This is a genomic window from Rhizobium sp. CAU 1783 (assembly GCF_054551725.1).
The window spans coordinates 810,021-828,240 of record NZ_JBTOLM010000002.1 but is presented as its reverse complement, the minus strand read 5'-3'; the positions used below and the strand labels follow the sequence as shown (position 1 = coordinate 828,240).

Genomic DNA, 18,220 nt, shown 5'->3' with positions numbered 1-18,220 from the left:
GTCTCCGCACGGCTCGTGTCAGGCGGTGATCGGGTCGATCTCGCGTCCGTCGATCACGACACGGTTGCGCCCTCCGTCCTTGGCGCCATAGAGGTGCTGGTCGGCTTGGCGGAAGAGATCGATCGGGTCGAAGACACCGGTCGTCGAAGCGGCACCAATGCTCACGCTCAGCGGCACGCGGCGTCCGTCTACCTGGAGGTCCGCCTCTGCGACGGCTCGGCGAATGCTGCCCGCAATCAGGCGGGCCTGCTCCGGATCGGCCTTGGCGAGAAAGATGACGAACTCCTCCCCGCCAATGCGGCCCCACAGATCGTCCGGTCCCAGTGTCGCGTCGATCGTCGCGGCAATGCGGCGCAGGGCCTCGTCGCCAATCAGATGGCCAAAGGTATCGTTGATGCGCTTGAAATGATCGGCGTCGGCGATCAGCAGTGCCACCGGCCCGGGATCACGTCCGGCCAGGTCGTCGAGAGCGGCAAAGAGCGCCTCGCGGTTCAGTCCGCCGGTCAGAGCATCCCGCCGGGCCCGCCAGCGAAGATCGTCATGCAGATGTCGAAGCTCGATATGCATGTCCTCCAATGCGACATGCATGTGGGCGAGTTCGTCGCGCTGCCGCTCGATCACGTCTTTCTGGTGAAACTGCCATAGGCTTGCCGGTCCGGCGATGACCAGCGGGCAGAAAACGCTCATCCAGAAACCGGGACCGTCCGGATGACCACCCAGCAGCGGCACCAGCAGAAGAACGATAGAGACGGAAGCGAGCATCGACGCGAGCGCCGTGACCACTGACTTGACGATTGTTTTCCGGCTTATGGCACGCATGCGCGCACGCTATGCGCGGCAGGTTAACGTAACGTGATACCAAGGACAAAAAGCGCCGTCCCGAAAACCTCTCAGACGCCTTCGGCAAAGGCCTTCAGGCGGTCACCGGCCAGGCGATAGCGGATCCATTCATTCTGGGGCTCGCCGCCGATTGCGTCATAGACGCGGATCGCCGGCTCGTTCCAGTCGAGGACGCTCCACTCGAACCGGCCGCAGCCCTTGTCGACGGCAATCTTCGCCAGATGACGCAACATGCGCTTGCCGGCGCCCGAGCCGCGGTAATCCGGCGAAATGTAGAGATCTTCGAGATAGAGGCCGTTGCGCGCCTGCCAGGTGGAATAGTTGAAGAACCAGACGGCAAAGCCGGCGGGTCGGCCATCCGCCTCGATGATGGCCGCGCCCGTAACGGAACCGGGGCCGAACAGGGATGCCTTCAGGCTCTCTTCCGTCGCCTCGACCTCGTGACCGGCATTTTCGAAGACGGCGAGGTCGGTGATAAAGCGCAGGATGGTGCCGACATCGTCGGGCGTGGCGTCGCGGATTGTGAAGTTCATCGGGGTCCCCGGGTGTCAGGTCATGAAAAAGGGCAGGCCGTTTCCGCCCTGCCCTGTCCGTTCGAAAGCGATGCAGCCGCTCGGCTTACTGGAAAGGCATCCACCACTGATTGTTCTGCTGGTTGGCAGCCTTGGCCAGCTTCTTGCGGCGCTTTTCCTTCTTGGCTTCCGGTTCGCCCAGATCGGTCAGAGCCGTCTCGTCCGCCTGGCGATATTCGGTCGGCGGGTCGGAGAGGAAGCGGCGCTGGTCGAGGTACGCGCCCTTCTGCAGCTGGCGTGCCTCGCGGAAGGCCTGCCACTTCTGGCTCTCGGTCATGGTGCCGTTGGTGCCGTAACCGGCGAGCAGCGGCGAACGGTAGCGCGGATTGTTGGCATTGGCATCGGCCTCGGCGACCAGACGTTCGCGGGCCTCTTCCGGCGTCTCGAGCCACTCCGGATTGTCCTTGCCGGCGAGCGACTGCTGCGGGGCAGCCAGGCTGGCCTTGGCCGATTCCGGCGGCATCACCAGTGCCGGGCGCGGATTGTACTTCGTGCCCTTGTTCTTGTTCGGATCGGAGCCGAGCGAAACGGCGGAGCCGACGTCATCGACCAGCTGTTCCATGGCCGTCTTGTCGGTGCCGTAGGTCGGGCTGCCGACGCAACCGGCCAACATGGAGCAAGCGACAAGCAGGCCGGTCATCCCGACACCAACTCTGAACAGATCTGCCGATTTCATGAATGCCTACGAGCCTCGCCGCTGTTTATGCTTCCGCCGACTGTCTTCGATACTCGCCTGAGCGAAGATTCCGGCCATTTTCAGGCACATTTACCGGATGACACGCCAAAGAGCAAATCATCCGGTAACATTTCATTAATGGCGGGCGGCCAGTTCCCGCAGCGCGGCCGCGTCGCGCGCGGAAACGTCCGGATACTCCGGATCGGAACCGACGTCCGGCGTGATCTTCCAGGAACGGGCGCATTTCGTGCCCTCGGCCAGCTTGGGCTCGACCGAAACCTTGGCGACTTCGGGCAGACGGAACGCATCCGCCGGGCCTTCGTCCGCGACGACCGAGACGGCCGAAGTGATGCAGATCTCCGCGAAATCCTGACCTTCCAGCGCCTTGAACAGGTCCGAGTCGGCAACATGCACGACCGGGGCTGCCTCCAGCGAGGAACCGATGCGCTTTTCGCGGCGCTCGATTTCGAGAGCGCCGGTGACGACGGTGCGGACCTGACGGATCTTGTCCCACTTCGCTTCCAGCGCCGGGTTCAGCCATTCCGCCGGGACCGTCGGGAACTGTTCGAGATGGACCGAAACAGCCTGTGGATTGCGCGACAGCCACGCCTCTTCGGTGGTGAAAGGCAGCATGGGTGCAAGCCAGGTGACGAGGCAATCGAACAGCTTGCGGATGACTGCAAGCGCCGAACGGCGGCGCAGCGACGACGGGGCGTCGCAGTAGAGCGCGTCCTTGCGAACGTCGAAGTAGAAGGCCGAAAGCTCGACGTTGGAGAAATCGATGAGCGCACGGGCGATCTTCTTGAAGTCGAAGGCGTCGTAGCCTTCGCGCACCAGCTTATCGAGTTCCGCCAGGCGGTGGAGCATCAGCTGCTCCAGTTCCGGCATGTCGGCGATCGCGATGTCTTCGCCCGTGTCGTGCGCCAGCGTGCCGAGCATCCAGCGGATGGTGTTGCGCAGCTTGCGGTAGGCGTCGATGTTGGTCTGGATGATCGTCTTGCCGAGGCGCTGGTCTTCCCAGTAGTCGGTGGTCATGACCCAGAGGCGCAGGATATCGGCGCCCGATTCCTTCATGACGTCCTGCGGGAAGACCTGATTGCCGAGCGACTTCGACATCTTGCGGCCATCTTCGGCCATGGTGAAGCCATGCGTCACCACCGCCTTGTAGGGCGCGTGCCCACGGGTCGCACAGCTTTCCAGCAGCGAGGAATGGAACCAGCCGCGATGCTGGTCGGAGCCTTCCAGATAGACATCAGCCGGCCACTTGAGGTCCGGGCGATCTTCCAGCGTGAAGGTATGGGTGCAGCCGCTATCGAACCACACATCGAGAATGTCGCGCACCTGCTTCCACTGAGCGGCATCGTACTTGCCGGCAAGGAAGCGCTCGGCGGCGCCCTCGGCAAACCACGCGTCGGCGCCTTCCTTTTCAAAGGCTTCGAGAATGCGGGCATCGACTTCGTCGTCGCGCAGGATGTTGCCGGCCTCGTCGGCGAAGACGCAGATCGGCACGCCCCAGGCGCGCTGGCGCGAAAGCACCCAGTCCGGGCGCGTTTCGATCATGCCGCGCAGGCGGTTCTGGCCGCTGGCGGGCACGAAACGGGTTTCGTCGATCGCACCCAGCGCGCGCGAACGCAGCGTCGAGCCATCGCCGAGTTCCTTGTCCATGTAGACGAACCATTGCGGCGTGTTGCGGAAGATGACCGGCTTCTTGGAGCGCCAGGAATGCGGGTAATCATGCTTGATGCGGCCACGGGCAAACAGGTTGTTGGCATCGATCAGCGCCTTGATGACGCGATTGTTGGCGTCGCCCTTCTTGCCGTTGTCGTCCATGACGCGCGCGCCATCGAAGCCCGGTGCATCGCTGGTGTAGAAGCCGGCATCATCCACCGTGAACGGGATCTTTGAGGAAATGCCGCGGGCTTCCAGTTCGCGCGCATGGCCCATCCACGCGTCAAAGTCTTCGCGACCATGGCCGGGGGCTGTGTGCACAAAACCCGTGCCGGCGTCGTCGGTAACGTGATCGCCGTCGAGCAGCGGCACCTTGAAATCGTAGCCGAGGGCTGCGAGCGGGTGGGCGCAGGTGATACCAGAAAGGTCTTCCGGCGTCACATCGCGGAGGAGCTTCAGCGTCACCTTGGCCTTGGCGGCAGCCTCATCGGCGAGGCGCGTGGCGAAGATCAGCTTTTCGCCCGGCTGCGGACCGAAATCATTGGTGGCGCTTTCCACCTCGTAGAGACCGTAGGGGAAGCGCGAGGAGAAGGAGATGGCGCGGTTACCGGGGATGGTCCATGGGGTGGTCGTCCAGATGACGACGAAATTACCCTTGAGGTCGGCAGCACCTTCCGTCACCGGGAACTTCACCCAGATCGTGTCGCTTTCGACCTCGTGATATTCCACTTCCGCCTCGGCCAGCGCCGTGCGCTCGACCACCGACCACATGATCGGCTTGGAGCCGCGATAAAGCTGGCCGGACTTGGCGATCTTCAGCAGTTCGCCAGCGATCCGGGACTCGGAGTGGTAGGCCATGGTCGTATAGGGGTGATCGAAGTCACCCTCGATGCCGAGACGGCGGAACTCGGCCGACTGCACGTCAATCCAGCCCTGCGCGAACTCACGGCACTCGCGGCGGAACTCGTTGACCGGCACCTCGTCCTTGTTCTTGCCTTTCTCGCGGTACTTTTCCTCGATCTTCCATTCGATCGGCAGGCCGTGGCAATCCCAACCCGGAACATAGTTGGCGTCACGACCGCGCATCTGGAACGAGCGGGTGATGACGTCCTTGAGGATCTTGTTCAGCGCGTGGCCGATGTGGATGTTGCCGTTGGCATAGGGCGGGCCGTCGTGCAGGACGAATTTTTCGCGGCCGGCGGCGGAAGCGCGCAACTTCTTGTAGAGGCCCATTTCCTGCCAGCGCTTGACCATTTCCGGTTCCTTCTGCGGCAGTCCGGCGCGCATCGGGAATTCGGTCTGGGGCAGGTAGAGGGTGGACGAGTAGTCTACTTTTTCAGTGGTGTCGGTCATGATCTTGCCATCGAGGGGCGACCGGGAGGCGGTCGCGCATTTATCTTGGAATTCGTGGTGACGGAGAGCGTCGTGGAGAACGCCGAAAACCCGGACCCTCCGGCAGCTCTCAAAGCGCGCGGAAGGCCGGGCCAATAATTCGAAGGGATATGGTCAGCCGAACCCTGGTCATTGTGGCGGTTGTTTAAGGGTTTTTGCCGCGAAAAGGAAGAGGCCCGTCGCGGCAAATGATCAGGTGGGTCGCACCGACAGGCTGAAGACATTCATGCGCAGCAGCCAGCGCGCGACCAGCATGCCGACGACCAGGGCGGCAAAGAACACGAAGGCTTCACGATGGCCAAGGCCGAGCGCCGGCACGGAGCCGCCCGGGCAGAAGCCGGCGATACCCCAGCCGACGCCGAAGAGCAGTGAGCCGCCGACCAGGCGGGCGTCGATGCGGCCCTTGGCCGGGATGTGGAAGGCGTCGTCGAAGACGGGCGCCTTGCGGCTGCGCTGGACGAGTACGTAGCCCGGCCCGGTGACCAGGAGAGCACCCGCCATGACGAAGGCGAGGCTCGGATCCCAGGTACCGGCGATATCGAAGAAGTTCATGACCTTGGCCGGATCCGCCATGCCGGAGAGCACGATGCCGAGGCCGAAGATGGCGCCGATCGCCACTGCAACGAGATATTTCATCGAAAGCTCCCTCAGAAAACGTGACGGATCAGGAAGACGGTGGCGAAGCCGGACGCCATGAAGCTCGCCGTCGCGGCGATCGAACGCGGCGACAGGCGCGCCATGCCGCAGACGCCGTGGCCCGAGGTGCAGCCCGAGCCGAAGGTCACGCCGACGCCGGTAACAAGGCCGCCGACCACGAGCGCACTGACCGAGACCGGCGCGGAGAAAGCCGCACCGTAACCGAAGAGCTGGAGCAATGCCGGCATTGCGATCGCGCCGACGAGAAAGGCGGCACGCCAGGCCCAGTCGGCACTGAGTGGCGGGAAGACGCCGATGACGATCGCCGACATGCCGGCGATGCGTCCCCAGGAGAGCATCAGGAGAACGGCCGCGAGGCCGATGAGAAGGCCGCCGGTGAAGGATAGCAGTGGGGTGAATTCAGTCATGGAGGAAGATGGCCCGGGATCTACAACGAAGGCCGGCCTGTGCCGACGGCCGCAATCTATGCGCGGCAGTCCGAATTACATAGGTATATATTTATGTTTGCAGTGCCCGATCGGAAATGTTTTGCCGCGCGAACGGCGCCCGACATCAGAAGGCGATCTTCGCGTCGAGTTCGCCGAGCGGGCGAACACCGGAAAGAAGAGCCCTCGCCTCCTCCTCGTCCTTGCGGATCTGCGCGACCAGCGGTTCGAGGCCGGCGAATTTCAGTTCGTCGCGCAGGTGACCGAAGAAGGACACCCGGCAGTTCTCGCCATAGAGATTGCCTTCGAAATCGAAGACATAGGTTTCGAGCAGGGCCGCGCCGTTCTCGGTGACCGTGGGCCGATAGCCGAAGCTCGCGACGCCGTCGTAGAGACGACCATCGGTGCGCCGAAGACGGACGGCATAGATGCCGGGCTTCAGCTCGACTTCCGGCGCAAGCGCCATGTTGGCGGTCGGATAGCCCAGAGTGCGGCCGAGCTGCTGGCCCTTGATGACCTCCGCCTCGACGGTGAAGCGATAACCGAGCAGACCTGCGGCCTCGGCGACATTGCCCTCGGACAGCAGGCGGCGGATGCGGCTCGACGACACCACCTCGGCACCCTCGTCGCGGAAGGCGTCGACCAGTGTGACCCCGAAGCCATTCCTTTGCCCGGCTTCCATAAGGAAGGCCGGTCCGCCTTCACGACCTTTGCCGAAATGGAAGTCGAAGCCGGTCACGACCTCGGTTGCGCCGAGCCATTCGACGAGGATAGAGCGGACGAAGTCCTCGGCGGAACGGCCGGAAAATTCGCGGTCGAAGGGATATTCGATGACCGAATGGAAGCCCATGGCCTCGAGCAGGCTCGCCCGCAGCGGCGCGGGGGTCAGCCGGAAGACAGGTTTGTCGGGATTGAAGACGCTGCGCGGATGTGGCTCGAAGGTCAGGACCAGGGCCGGCACGCCGCGGCTCTGCGACAGCTCGAGCGCACGGGTCAGCACGGTCTGGTGGCCGCGGTGCACGCCATCGAAATTGCCGATCGCGATCACGCCGCCACGCAGGTTGTCGGGCAGCGGGTTCTTCTTCTCGTTTCGATGAAAGACCGTCATCAGTCCGCCCCTCAGGCCAGTCTCTGCATCCAGAAGCGGGGTTCCGCGTTCTCGCGCTTGAGGTAGGCGTTGAGGATCGCTTCGTCCGGCTTGCCGTTGACGGTGTATTCGGCGGCATGGATGCCGCCGGAGATGTAAAGAAGGTCGAGGCCTGCATCGAGGGCGCCGCGCACGTCGGTCGGCATGCCGTCACCGATCGCGAGGATGCGGTCCTTCGCCACCTCGCCCTTGCGCTCCTCGCGCGCCGCAGCGAGCGAAGCTTCATAGATCGGGCGGTGCGGCTTGCCGGCGATGCGGGTCGAGCCGCCCAGCTGTTCGTAATAGGCGGCAACCGCGCCGGCGCAGGGGATCATGCGATGGCCGCGCTCGACGATCAGGTCCGGATTGGCGCAGATCAGCGGCGCCTTGCGGGCGGCGAAGGCCACCAGCACATCGTGATAATCCTCCGGCGTTTCCGTCTCATCGTCGAAGAAGCCGGTGCAGACGATCGCCTCGGCATCCTCCGGCGCGACAGCCGTCACGCCGAGGCCTTCCAGCAGATTGAGATCGCGATCCGGACCGAGGAAGAAGATGCGCTTCGGGCCGGCCGCAATCAGCGTGCGGGTGACGTCGCCGGAGGTGACGATGCGGTCATAGGCGGTATCGGCGACGCCGATCATCCGCAGCTGGTTGATGACGTCTTGAGACCGGCGCGGCGAATTGGTGATCAGGACGACCGTGGTGCCGGCCGCGCGGGCCGCGGTCAGCGCCTCGGATGCGGCGGGAAAGGCATCGACCCCGTTGTGCAGGACGCCCCAGACGTCGCACAGGATGACGTCGTAACGTTCGGTGACGTCGCTCAAGGTGGAAATGCGGTCGGCCATGCGCTGTTCCTGACTGAAAAAATGCAAGGCTGACATCGCAAAGGAATGTCGGGAAGGCAAGGGCCTTTGCGGAAAATCGCCGCAAGCCGGACCGCGTCAAGCGAGAAGACGCCAGGCAAGTCCGAGGCCGGCCGCGACGACGAGGGTCCGTCCCATTCCCTGCCGCAGCCCGAAGATCATCGCAGCCGAGAGCACCGCAAGGACGAGGGCTGCGCCATCAAGCGTGGCGAGGTCCGGCAGGGGCAGCGAGACCGAGAGCCCGGGCGCCTCACGGTCTGCCGCGCCGACGGGAGACGGCCAGATGACCCACCGGTCGACCGTCGTGAACAGCACATGCAGGGCAAACCAGACGGCGAGGTTGAGGATCACGCCGACGACGGCGGCGGTGATCGCCGAAAGGGCTGCCGTCACCATGCGATTGCCGCGCAGCCGCTCGACATAGGGCGCGCCGGCGAAGATCCAGACGAAACTTGGGACGAAGGTCGCCCAGGCGGCGAGCAGACCGCCGAGGAGGCCGCCCAGGAAAGGCGACAGCCCGCCGGCATCGCGAAAGCCGGCGAGGAAGCCGACATAGGACAGCACCAGCACCAGCGGGCCGGGCGTCGTTTCGGCCAGCGCCAGACCGTCGAGCATCTCGCCGGGCTTCAGCCAGTGATACTGGTCGACCGCCACCTGCGCGACATAGGAGAGAACGGCATAGGCTCCGCCGAAGGTGACGAGCGCCATACGGGAAAAGAAGGCGAAGACCTCGCCGAGACCGCTTTCGCCGGATAGCAGCCAGAGCGGAATCAACGGCGCCTGCCAGACGAGGAGCCAGAAGGCGAGCGTTGCCAGTGAACGGCCCGGCCGGCGCATTGCCGCAGCCTGCCCGCCGTCACTGGAGGAGGCCTGAGGTGACGGGTCGCGGGTGACAAGGCGGGCTTCCACCAGTCCCGCGAGGCCGGCAAGCAGCACGACGAGCGGAAAGGGCAGAGCGAAGGCGAAGAGGGCCAGGAACGCCACAAGGGCCACGAGGCGATGGAAGCGCGTCTTCAGCGCCCGGCGCCCGATCCGCACGACGGCCTCGACGACGATCGCGAGGATCGCGGCCTTGAGGCCGAAGAACAGGCCGGCGACCCAGCCGACGTCATGATAGTAGGAATAGAGCGTCGACAGGCCGAGAATGACGGCGAGCCCCGGCAGAACGAAAAGCAGGCCGGCAACCAAACCTCCACGAACGCCGTGCGTCAGCCAGCCGATATAGGTGGCGAGCTGCTGGGCTTCCGGGCCCGGAAGCAGCATGCAGAAGTTCAGCGCATGCAGAAAGCGGTCCTCGGATACCCAGCGTTTTTCGTCGACGCAGACGCGGTGCATCAGGGCGATCTGGGCCGCCGGACCGCCGAAGCTCATCACGCCGATGCGCAGGAAGGCCCGGAACAGCTCCGAAAACGAGGCCGATTGCGGCGCATCCTGCGAAGTCATTGTCACACGATCTGTCATGCGGCGGTGTTAACAATGGTCGATGAAATATTTTCGACAGGGCGCGCTTGACTCATCCGGGACCCGTCCTTATCTCCAACTCGCTAGCACTCGCCGACAGGGAGTGCTAACAGTATCCATGCGGGTCCACCGCGACCCGCGAATGTCATTTGATCGAGGGATTAGACAATGGCAAGCACATCTTTCCGCCCGCTTCACGACCGCGTTGTAGTCAAGCGCGTTGAGTCCGAAGAAAAGACCAAGGGCGGCATCATCATTCCCGACACCGCAAAGGAAAAGCCGGCTGAAGGCGAAGTCGTCGCCGTTGGTCCGGGCGCTCGCGACGACCACGGCAAGGTTGTTGCTCTCGACGTCAAGGTCGGCGATCGCGTGCTGTTCGGCAAGTGGTCCGGCACCGAAGTCAAGCTCGACGGCGTAGACCTTCTGATCATGAAGGAAGCCGACATCATGGGCATCATCGGCTGATTGCCGATCCTTTCCCACCTCAACAAAATCACCATTGGGCTGAAACCCGGGAGTTTTGAAAATGGCAGCTAAAGAAATCAAATTCGGCCGCACCGCGCGCGAAAAGATGCTGCGCGGCGTCGATATCCTCGCTGACGCAGTGAAGGTCACCCTCGGTCCGAAGGGCCGCAACGTCATCATCGACAAGTCGTTCGGCGCTCCGCGCATCACCAAGGACGGCGTTTCGGTCGCCAAGGAAATCGAACTTGAAGACAAGTTCGAGAACATGGGCGCCCAGATGGTCCGCGAAGTCGCTTCGAAGACCAACGACATCGCCGGCGACGGCACGACGACCGCAACGGTTCTCGCCCAGGCCATCGTTCGCGAAGGCGCCAAGGCTGTTGCAGCCGGCATGAACCCGATGGACCTGAAGCGCGGCATCGACCTCGCTGTTGCAGAAGTCGTCAAGGATCTCCAGGCCAAGGCCAAGAAGATCAACACGTCGGAAGAAGTTGCCCAGGTCGGCACGATCTCGGCGAACGGCGAGAAGCAGATCGGCCTCGACATTGCCGAAGCCATGCAGAAGGTCGGCAACGAAGGCGTCATCACGGTTGAAGAAGCCAAGACCGCCGAAACCGAACTCGAAGTCGTCGAAGGCATGCAGTTCGACCGCGGCTATCTGTCGCCCTACTTCGTGACCAACCCGGAAAAGATGATCGCCGACCTCGAAGACGCCTTCATCCTGCTCCACGAGAAGAAGCTCTCGAACCTTCAGGCCATGCTGCCGGTGCTCGAAGCCGTCGTTCAGACCGGCAAGCCGCTCCTCATCATCGCTGAAGACGTCGAAGGCGAAGCCCTTGCAACGCTCGTCGTCAACAAGCTGCGTGGCGGCCTGAAGATCGCTGCCGTCAAGGCTCCGGGCTTCGGCGATCGCCGCAAGGCCATGCTGGAAGACATCGCCATCCTGACCGGCGGCACCGTCATCTCCGAAGACCTCGGCATCAAGCTCGAAACCGTCACGCTCGACATGCTCGGCCGCGCCAAGAAGGTTTCGATCTCGAAGGAAAACACCACCATCGTTGATGGTGCTGGCCAGAAGTCCGACATCGAAGGCCGCGTCGCACAGATCAAGGCCCAGATCGAAGAAACCACCTCCGACTACGACCGCGAAAAGCTGCAGGAACGTCTTGCCAAGCTCGCTGGCGGCGTTGCCGTGATCCGCGTTGGCGGCTCGACGGAAGTCGAAGTCAAGGAAAAGAAGGACCGTATCGACGACGCGCTGAACGCAACCCGCGCAGCCGTTCAGGAAGGTATCGTCCCGGGCGGCGGCACGGCTCTGCTGCGCTCGTCCGTCAAGATCTCGGTCAAGGGCGTCAACGACGACCAGGAAGCCGGCATCAACATCATCCGTCGCGCGCTGCAGGCTCCTTGCCGCCAGATCGCCGAGAATGCTGGTGACGAAGCCTCCATCATCGTCGGCAAGATCCTCGACAAGGATCAGGACAACTGGGGCTACAACGCCCAGACCGGCGAGTTCGGCGACATGATCGCCATGGGCATCGTCGACCCGGTCAAGGTCGTTCGCACCGCCCTGCAGGATGCCGCTTCGGTCGCATCGCTGCTGATCACCACCGAAGCCATGATCGCCGAGCTTCCGAAGAAGGAAGCAGCCGGCGGCATGCCGGGCGGCATGGGCGGCATGGGCGGCATGGACATGATGTGATAGGCGCCAGCCTATCGCAGCCATGGCCATAAAGCTTCGCCCATGCACTTCAAGTGGTTCAGCGCGTCAAGCGCGCTGAACGGGCGGCATGGACATGGATAGTGATAGGCGCCAGCCTGTCACGCTGATCCATCCGGTTCAGCTTACGGAAAGGGCGGTCTTCGGGCCGCCCTTTTTTGCGCCTGACTGACACGGCGACACAGGTGCGACCTGATGAAGCGGAACGGTCGGCGAGCATAGTCGTTCCGGTACACCAACCTTTCATCGAATCAGCGAAATCTTGGCAAGCAACACCTGATGCAACCGGACGTCACGTGCGACAATCCTTCTATGCTTAAATTCGCATGCCTTAATGAAATTGCAGATTATATAACCCGCTGCAAACAGCTAAGCTTCAGGTCAAGCCAAGCAATTGGGCAAGACGCGAAGAAGTTGATAAAATTCTCGACAAAAAATTGTCAAACCGCAGTTTTTCTGTATTCATAGACGCATCCGAGGCGCTTCGATTTTACGGCGCACCGTATTATCAGAAACGAAATCCCTAGTTCGCTAGGGGCCATTGCTGTGGACTGGCAATTCTGAAAATTTGACGGTTGACCTAAAAATTCGCATTGCGGACAACCTGAAAAATTTATATCGCTGCAACAACGGCAAGAAGCTGGGGTGACAAGCTGCGGGGGCGGCACCACCATCGGTAATCCGGCATGGGGCCGGGCGTAAAATGGGGGATAGGGTGCTTGTAACCTATGCGCGAATGCGCCTACTCTACAGCATGCGTTCACATTAGTTGGTGACAGTTCGGCGTTTCGTCGGGCGAGCGCGCGTCAAAGCGAGCATCGGCGACCGGAACACCGAATACAGACGGAGCAATGACGGACGCCTGCGGCGCCCGCATCTGAAACTGGTCCGAGCGCAACAACGCATATTCGGCTTTCTTGGGGACTGCCTTGTTTAAGATTGCCAGAGCCAACTTGAATACATCCTTCGCCTCGGGCCTACCCGAAGAAGGCGACGGCGAGAGCTATGTCTCTTCCCAGTTCAGCGTGTCGGAAGGCTGGGTCGGAGACCTGTCGAACGGCGTGATCAAGCTCGGAGAGCGGGCGACGATGCTGCACGGGCTGGACAATCCGGAATGCGGCCTGCTCAGCATGATGCGCTGCTACGAGCCGAACGACCGTGCCCACATTCTCGAGCTGTTCGAACAGGCGGCGACCTCGTCGTCCAACTTCTGCTATTCGACCACCATCATCCTGGGTTCCGGCCAGCGCCAGCCGGTTTTCTGCATCGGCGAGTCTGACGGCCTTGAAGAGAAGAGCACGGGCAGCATGCTCGGTATCTTCGTCTTCCCCCGCTTCAAGCTGGCGGCCGGCGCGCATCTGCGAAGCTACTCCTGACCATTCCCAGCGGTTCCACCCGTATCGGCACCATCACCGACCCCACCGTTCGAACAGGAATGGTGGGGTGGGTTGATCGTTCCGGCAACTCCGTCTCGTTCACTATTGTCGAACGATTAGTCAAAGACTGTCTATCTATCACATACAAGCCATAAGTGGCACAACTGGCTCCAGAAATTCACCACAGGCACCCGGCCACGATCCGCCGCCGGTGCATCAAGGAGCCGAACATGTCCAGCAGCAACAACGCCATCATTCTCGTCGCCCGCGTCCTTCTCTCGTTCATCTTCATCTATTCCGGCTACGGCAAGCTCATCGACCCGGCAGGTACCGCCGGCATGATTACCGGCGCCGGCCTTCCGGCGGCGACCGCGCTTGCCTATCTTGCAGGCCTGTTCGAGCTGGTTGCCGGCCTCTTCGTCCTCGTCGGCTTCCAGACCAAGATCACCGGCTGGCTGCTCGCACTGTTCTGCGTGTTCACCGGCGTCGTCTTCCACGGCTCGGCCATCAACGTTCCGGATTTCCCGGCTGCCGCCAACGGCTGGCTGACCGTGCTGAACCAGATCATGATGATGAAGAACATCACGCTGGCCGGCGCCTACATCCTGCTCGCCACCTTCGGCCCCGGCGCCTACTCGCTCGACGCCCGCCGCGGTGCAGCCGTCGCAGCCTGAGCCTTCCCTGCCTCATACGGCAACAGAAAGCCCGCCGGGTCACCCCGGCGGGCTTTTTGACGTTCATTCGATTTTAGAAACGTTCAGGCCTTTCGTGCGAGCCAGACGGTGGCACCGCCGCAGGCCGGATCCTCGACCACATGGGCGACCACCTCGAAACCGTTCTCCCGCAGCAGATGTCTGTACTCGTCCTGTGCGAGGCTCGCGTGGTGGAGCGGCTCCCCTTCGAAACATCCGATAGAGACACCCTCCCCCGGTCCCGAGGTGAACATCAGCATGGCGCCCGGCGCCGCATGCGACGCAAATGCGGGAAACATTGCACGCTGGTCGGCGGCATTCAGATGAAAGAAGCTGTGCCAGGCAAGGATCGCATCGAAGCGCTGGTTCAAGGCCAGCCGGCGCATGTCGCCGACATGCCAGGTTTCTCTGGGAAAGCGTGCCCGACAGAGCGTGATCAGGCTCTCGGATGAATCGATCCCCGTCATCGAGAGACCGCGGGCAACGAGATCGGCCGCCATCGGCTCGCCAGAGCCGCAACCGAGATCCAGCACGCGGGCGCCTTGCGGCAAGTGCCCGGCGAAACGATCGAGCCACGGCTTCTCGAAGAGATGTTTTGAGCGGATATCGTCGAAGGCGCTGGCGTGACGCTCGTAGAGACCGATCACCCGCTCCGCGTCGTCCATCACCGCCTCACAGGGCTTTGCGCACCGCCGCGATCACCTCGGCGATCCGCGGATCGCCCTCGTGTTCGGGCTTGCGGGCCCGCACCAGGCAGGCCTCGGATCTGAGGATCACGCCGTCCGAGAGGATCTTCAGATGGTTGGCCTTCAGCGTCGATCCCGTCGAAGTGATATCGACGATGATGTCGGCCTGGCCGGCTGCGGGTGCTCCCTCGGTGGCGCCGAGGCTCTCGACGATGCGGTAGAGCTGGATGCCGTGCTGGCTGGAAAAGAACTGCTGCGTCAGGCGCCAATACTTGGTGGCAATCGCCAGGCGGCGTCCGTGGCGGGCGCGGAAATCGGCGGCCACGTCGCCGAGGTCGGCCATGGTGTCGACGTCGAGCCAGATTTCCGGAACGGCGACCACCACGTCGGCGTGGCCGAAGCCGAGACGCGCGCAGACTTCGACCCGCTTGTCGGCCTCGGCGAGACCTTCGCGGATCAGATCCTCGCCGGTGACGCCGAAATCGACGGTGCCTGCACCGATCTCACGGGAAATCTCCGAGGCGGAGAGAAAGGTGATCTCGATGTCGTCGGCGCCCTCGACGCGGCCGCGATAGGAGCGGTCGTTGCCGACGGCGACGATCTTCATGCCGGCGCGTTCGAAGATCGCCGAGGCGTCGTCCTTCATGCGGCCCTTGGACGGCAGCCCGATGGTAATCATGCCTGCGTCCTCGCAGTTTCGATGCGATCGAGCCAGAGCGAAAAGCCCACCGCAGGAATGTGATCTTCGGCGCCGAGCAGGGTCAGCAGCCGGTCGAAACGGCCACCGCCGGCCAGCACGGCGGGCTGGCCTTCAACCGCGATCTCGAAGACCAGTCCGGTGTAATAGTCGAGCGGACGGCCGAAGGCGGCGCGATAGGTGATACGGGCGAGATCGACGCCGGTATTGGCCAAGGCCGCGACCCGCTCATCGAAGCGGGCAAGCGCCGCGCCGAGCTTCAGGCCCGCCGCATCGGCAAAGCCGGCGAGAGCCGCCGACGCATCGGCAAGCGGCAATTCGAGCGAGAGGAATTCGCGCAGCAGAAGGAGCGCGGCGCCGTCGAGCCGCGTTTCGGAAAGCTCCAGCTTCTCCTTGAGACGACGGGCGATGTCCACCGGGGTGCGGCTCGCATTGGTGAGGTAGCCGGTTTCCTGCATGGTGCGGTCGATATGGGCAATCAGGGCATCCTGGTCGCCACTGACCAGAAGCGCCGACACGGCCGGATCGAGACCCGGGACGGGGCTCGGTGTCGCGAGCTTGCGCAGCAGCTGGTCGATCTGGTCCGGATTGCCAAAGGCCTGGATCAGGCGCTTCTGCCAGCCGGCCGGCAGGCCGAGCGCCTTGACGACAGCCTCGAACACCGCCTGGTCGCCCAGGGTGACGGCGAGCGGCTTGGTCGGCAGGAGGCGGGTGAGGATCTGCAGGCTGTCCGCGACGGCGCGCGCGTCGGAGGCCGCAATCGCGATGTCGCCGAGATCCTCGATGCCGGCCTGGTAGAATTCCTGGGGTCCTTCCCGGCGCTGGCGGAAGACTTCGCCGAGATAGGCGTACCGCTTCGGCGTGCCGGTCGCCGTCTCGATGTGGCGCAGACAGACGGGAATGGTGAATTCCGGCCTGAGGCAGAGGCTTTCACCGCGCTCGTTCTCGGTCAGGAAGATCCGGCGGCGCAGGTCTTCACCGGCCATGTCCAGGAAGGGCGCGGCCGGCTGGATCACGGGTGTGTCGACGCGGGTCGTGCCGCGGGACGTGAATTCCTGCAGGATGGTGCCGGCGAAATCCGGCATGTCGGTCAGGGGCATGGTACACCACAGTCGAAAGAACACTCCCCTCTGTCACTTCGTGACATCTCCCCCTCAAGAGGGGAGATCGGCGGGAGTTCGGGGCGCCAACCCAGGATCACTCTCCTCCCTTGAGGGGGAGATGCCCGGCAGGGCAGAGGGGGGTAAAAGCCCGAACTCAACTCAAACGCCCTTCGCCCGACGACGGTCTTCTGCCTGGGCCGCCAGGATCTCCTTGACCTTGGCGACCAGTTCCGCCTCGGCCACCACGTCCTGCGCCACGCGGGCCTCGCGCCATTCGGCATTGTCGGTGATCTCGCCAGAGAGGCGCTTGCCCTCGATCAGGTCCTTGATCTGGATAACGCCCTGCGCACGTTCGTCGCCGCCCTGGATGATGGCGATCGGCGAGCCGCGGCGGTCGGCATATTTCAGCTGGTTGCCGAACTTCTTCCAGTTGCCCTGGTACATTTCGGCGCGGATGCCTTCGGCGCGCAGCTGTTGCGTGAAGCGCTGGTAGCGGCCCATGCTTTCGACGTCGCCATCCATGACGGTGACAAGAACCGGTCCGTCGACTTCGTCCTGGCCCAGCTTGCCGAGGTTCTTCAACGCCGTCATCAGGCGCGAGACGCCGATCGAGAAGCCCGTCGCCGGAACGGGCTGGCCCATGAAGCGCGAGACGAGGCCATCGTAACGCCCACCACCGCCGACCGAGCCGAAGACGACCTTTTCGCCCTTTTCGTTGGTCACGTCGAAGGTGAGTTCGGCCTCATAGACGGGACCGGTGTAGTATTCGAGGCCGCGGACGACGGAGGGGTCGATCTTGATGCGGTCGGGACCGTAGCCGGCACCCAGCACCAGGCTGCGGATGGTGTTGAGTTCGTCGACACCTTCAGCGCCCTTCTCCGTCCCGGCCACGAGCTCGGCCAGATGAACGGCGCTCTCGGCGTAGTCGGTGATCCCGACGAAGAAGAGAACCTTTTCGATCTGTTCCGGGGTCAGGCCCGCGCCCTTGGTGAAGTCGCCGGACTCGTCCTTGCGGCCCTCGCCAAGCAGCAGGGTGACGCCCTCGGTGCCGAACTTGTCGAGCTTGTCGATGGCGCGCAGCACGCCCAGACGGCGCCCCGCATTGTCATCACCCCCGACACCGATAGCTTCCATCACGCCGTCGAGAACCTTGCGGTTGTTGACCCGGATCACATAGTCGCCGCGCTTGATGCCGAGGGCTTCCAGCGTATCGGCCATCATCATGCACATTTCGGCATCGGACTGGACGCCCGGGGCACCGACGGTGTCGGCGTCGAACTGCATGAACTGGCGGAAGCGGCCCGGGCCCGGCTTCTCGTTGCGGAAGACGTAGCCGGCGCGATAGGTGCGGAACGGCAGCTGGATTTCCTGAAAATTCTCCGCGACATGGCGGGCCATCGGCGCGGTCAGGTCGTAGCGCAGCGACATCCACTGATCGTCGTCATCCTGAAGCGAGAAGACACCCTCGTTCGGCCGGTCGGCATCGGGCAGGAACTTGCCGAGCGCGTCCGTGTATTCGAACAGCGGGGTTTCGATCGGGTCGAAACCATAGCGTTCGTAAACCTCCCGGATGGTCTCCATCATCTGGTTGGCGGCGCGGATGTCGGCAGCCGCTCGATCGACGAAGCCGCGCGGCAGGCGGGCTTTGAGTTTCTGCGGCTTCTTGTTCTTCTCGTTCATGAGGCAGGCACCGGACTTTTTTTGAACTTGGCGTGCCGGTGTCTTAGAGGATCAAGGTTTTGGCGGCAAGGGTGAAGGCTGGCAGGCTGCGAGGGCCAATGCTATATTGTGTCTAATAAAG

The 18,220-nt window shown here is 63.2% G+C and carries 18 protein-coding genes; 4 read left to right on the top strand and 14 right to left on the bottom strand.

The genetic code is table 11. The annotated features are described in order from the left end of the window. Positions 1-18: 18 nt before the first annotated feature. From ACX93L_RS10750 to chrA, 9 genes are all read right to left on the bottom strand, one after another. A complete protein-coding gene (locus tag ACX93L_RS10750) occupies positions 19-819 on the bottom strand; it encodes a GGDEF domain-containing protein (protein WP_459404831.1) in 801 nt (266 codons plus the stop codon). A 71-nt stretch (positions 820-890) separates the two neighbouring features. Next, on the bottom strand, positions 891-1,373 hold the full coding sequence (locus ACX93L_RS10745; protein ID WP_459404830.1) for a GNAT family N-acetyltransferase: 483 nt from the start codon (positions 1,371-1,373) through the stop codon (positions 891-893). Between the two features lie 85 nt (positions 1,374-1,458). Then, entirely contained in the window at positions 1,459-2,088 is a 630-nt protein-coding gene (locus ACX93L_RS10740) for a hypothetical protein (protein WP_169590301.1), read from the bottom strand. 135 nt (positions 2,089-2,223) lie between these two features. Continuing rightward, a complete protein-coding gene (ileS, locus tag ACX93L_RS10735; protein WP_459404829.1) occupies positions 2,224-5,109 on the bottom strand; it encodes an isoleucine--tRNA ligase in 2,886 nt (961 codons plus the stop codon). A gap of 231 nt (positions 5,110-5,340) precedes the next feature. Then, positions 5,341-5,784 carry a DUF6691 family protein gene (locus tag ACX93L_RS10730; protein WP_459404828.1) on the bottom strand — a complete coding sequence of 148 codons (444 nt, stop codon included), beginning with the start codon at positions 5,782-5,784 and terminating at the stop codon, positions 5,341-5,343. Between the two features lie 11 nt (positions 5,785-5,795). Further along, positions 5,796-6,212, bottom strand: coding sequence for a YeeE/YedE family protein (locus ACX93L_RS10725; protein ID WP_459404827.1), 417 nt, complete (start codon positions 6,210-6,212; stop codon positions 5,796-5,798). A gap of 145 nt (positions 6,213-6,357) precedes the next feature. After that, positions 6,358-7,338 (bottom strand): bifunctional riboflavin kinase/FAD synthetase, encoded by a 981-nt coding sequence (locus ACX93L_RS10720; RefSeq protein ID WP_459404826.1) that lies wholly within the window; start codon positions 7,336-7,338, stop codon positions 6,358-6,360. Positions 7,339-7,349: 11 nt separating this feature from the next. Next, positions 7,350-8,201: a TIGR01459 family HAD-type hydrolase gene (locus ACX93L_RS10715; RefSeq protein ID WP_459404825.1), complete on the bottom strand. Its 852-nt coding sequence runs from the start codon at positions 8,199-8,201 to the stop codon at positions 7,350-7,352. Between the two features lie 96 nt (positions 8,202-8,297). Beyond that, complete coding sequence (gene chrA / locus ACX93L_RS10710; protein ID WP_459404824.1) at positions 8,298-9,662, bottom strand: chromate efflux transporter; 1,365 nt, start codon at positions 9,660-9,662, stop codon at positions 8,298-8,300. Between the two features lie 186 nt (positions 9,663-9,848). On the opposite strand from chrA, the gene groES reads away from it, so the two are divergent. Then, positions 9,849-10,145, top strand: a complete 297-nt coding sequence (groES, locus tag ACX93L_RS10705) for a co-chaperone GroES (protein WP_112830927.1) — start codon at positions 9,849-9,851, stop codon at positions 10,143-10,145. A 61-nt stretch (positions 10,146-10,206) separates the two neighbouring features. After that, positions 10,207-11,847, top strand: coding sequence for a chaperonin GroEL (groL, locus tag ACX93L_RS10700; RefSeq protein WP_169590319.1), 1,641 nt, complete (start codon positions 10,207-10,209; stop codon positions 11,845-11,847). A 778-nt stretch (positions 11,848-12,625) separates the two neighbouring features. Here the strand turns inward: groL and ACX93L_RS10695 are convergent. Then, positions 12,626-12,817 carry a hypothetical protein gene (locus tag ACX93L_RS10695; protein ID WP_459405390.1) on the bottom strand — a complete coding sequence of 64 codons (192 nt, stop codon included), beginning with the start codon at positions 12,815-12,817 and terminating at the stop codon, positions 12,626-12,628. Here ACX93L_RS10695 and ACX93L_RS10690 point away from each other — a divergent pair. Together ACX93L_RS10690 and ACX93L_RS10685 are read left to right on the top strand one after the other, a co-directional pair. Then, the gene (locus ACX93L_RS10690) at positions 12,795-13,241 is read left to right on the top strand and encodes a hypothetical protein (RefSeq protein WP_459404823.1); all 447 of its coding nucleotides are present in this window, start codon (positions 12,795-12,797) and stop codon (positions 13,239-13,241) included. The genes ACX93L_RS10695 and ACX93L_RS10690 overlap by 23 nt on opposite strands. Before the next feature lie 230 nt (positions 13,242-13,471). Further along, positions 13,472-13,915 (top strand): DoxX family protein, encoded by a 444-nt coding sequence (locus ACX93L_RS10685; RefSeq protein ID WP_459404822.1) that lies wholly within the window; start codon positions 13,472-13,474, stop codon positions 13,913-13,915. 83 nt (positions 13,916-13,998) lie between these two features. On the opposite strand, the gene ACX93L_RS10680 is transcribed toward ACX93L_RS10685, so the two are convergent. The 4 genes from ACX93L_RS10680 to hisS all read right to left on the bottom strand — a co-directional run bounded on the left by ACX93L_RS10680 (position 13,999) and on the right by hisS (position 18,099). Beyond that, entirely contained in the window at positions 13,999-14,598 is a 600-nt protein-coding gene (locus ACX93L_RS10680) for a class I SAM-dependent DNA methyltransferase (RefSeq protein WP_459404821.1), read from the bottom strand. Between the two features lie 7 nt (positions 14,599-14,605). Beyond that, a complete protein-coding gene (gene hisG, locus ACX93L_RS10675) occupies positions 14,606-15,298 on the bottom strand; it encodes an ATP phosphoribosyltransferase (protein ID WP_459404820.1) in 693 nt (230 codons plus the stop codon). After that, positions 15,295-16,416, bottom strand: coding sequence for an ATP phosphoribosyltransferase regulatory subunit (locus ACX93L_RS10670; protein WP_169590329.1), 1,122 nt, complete (start codon positions 16,414-16,416; stop codon positions 15,295-15,297). The genes hisG and ACX93L_RS10670 overlap by 4 nt, the downstream gene beginning before the upstream one ends. Before the next feature lie 162 nt (positions 16,417-16,578). Further along, on the bottom strand, positions 16,579-18,099 hold the full coding sequence (gene hisS / locus ACX93L_RS10665; RefSeq protein ID WP_459404819.1) for a histidine--tRNA ligase: 1,521 nt from the start codon (positions 18,097-18,099) through the stop codon (positions 16,579-16,581). Positions 18,100-18,220: the final 121 nt, after the last annotated feature.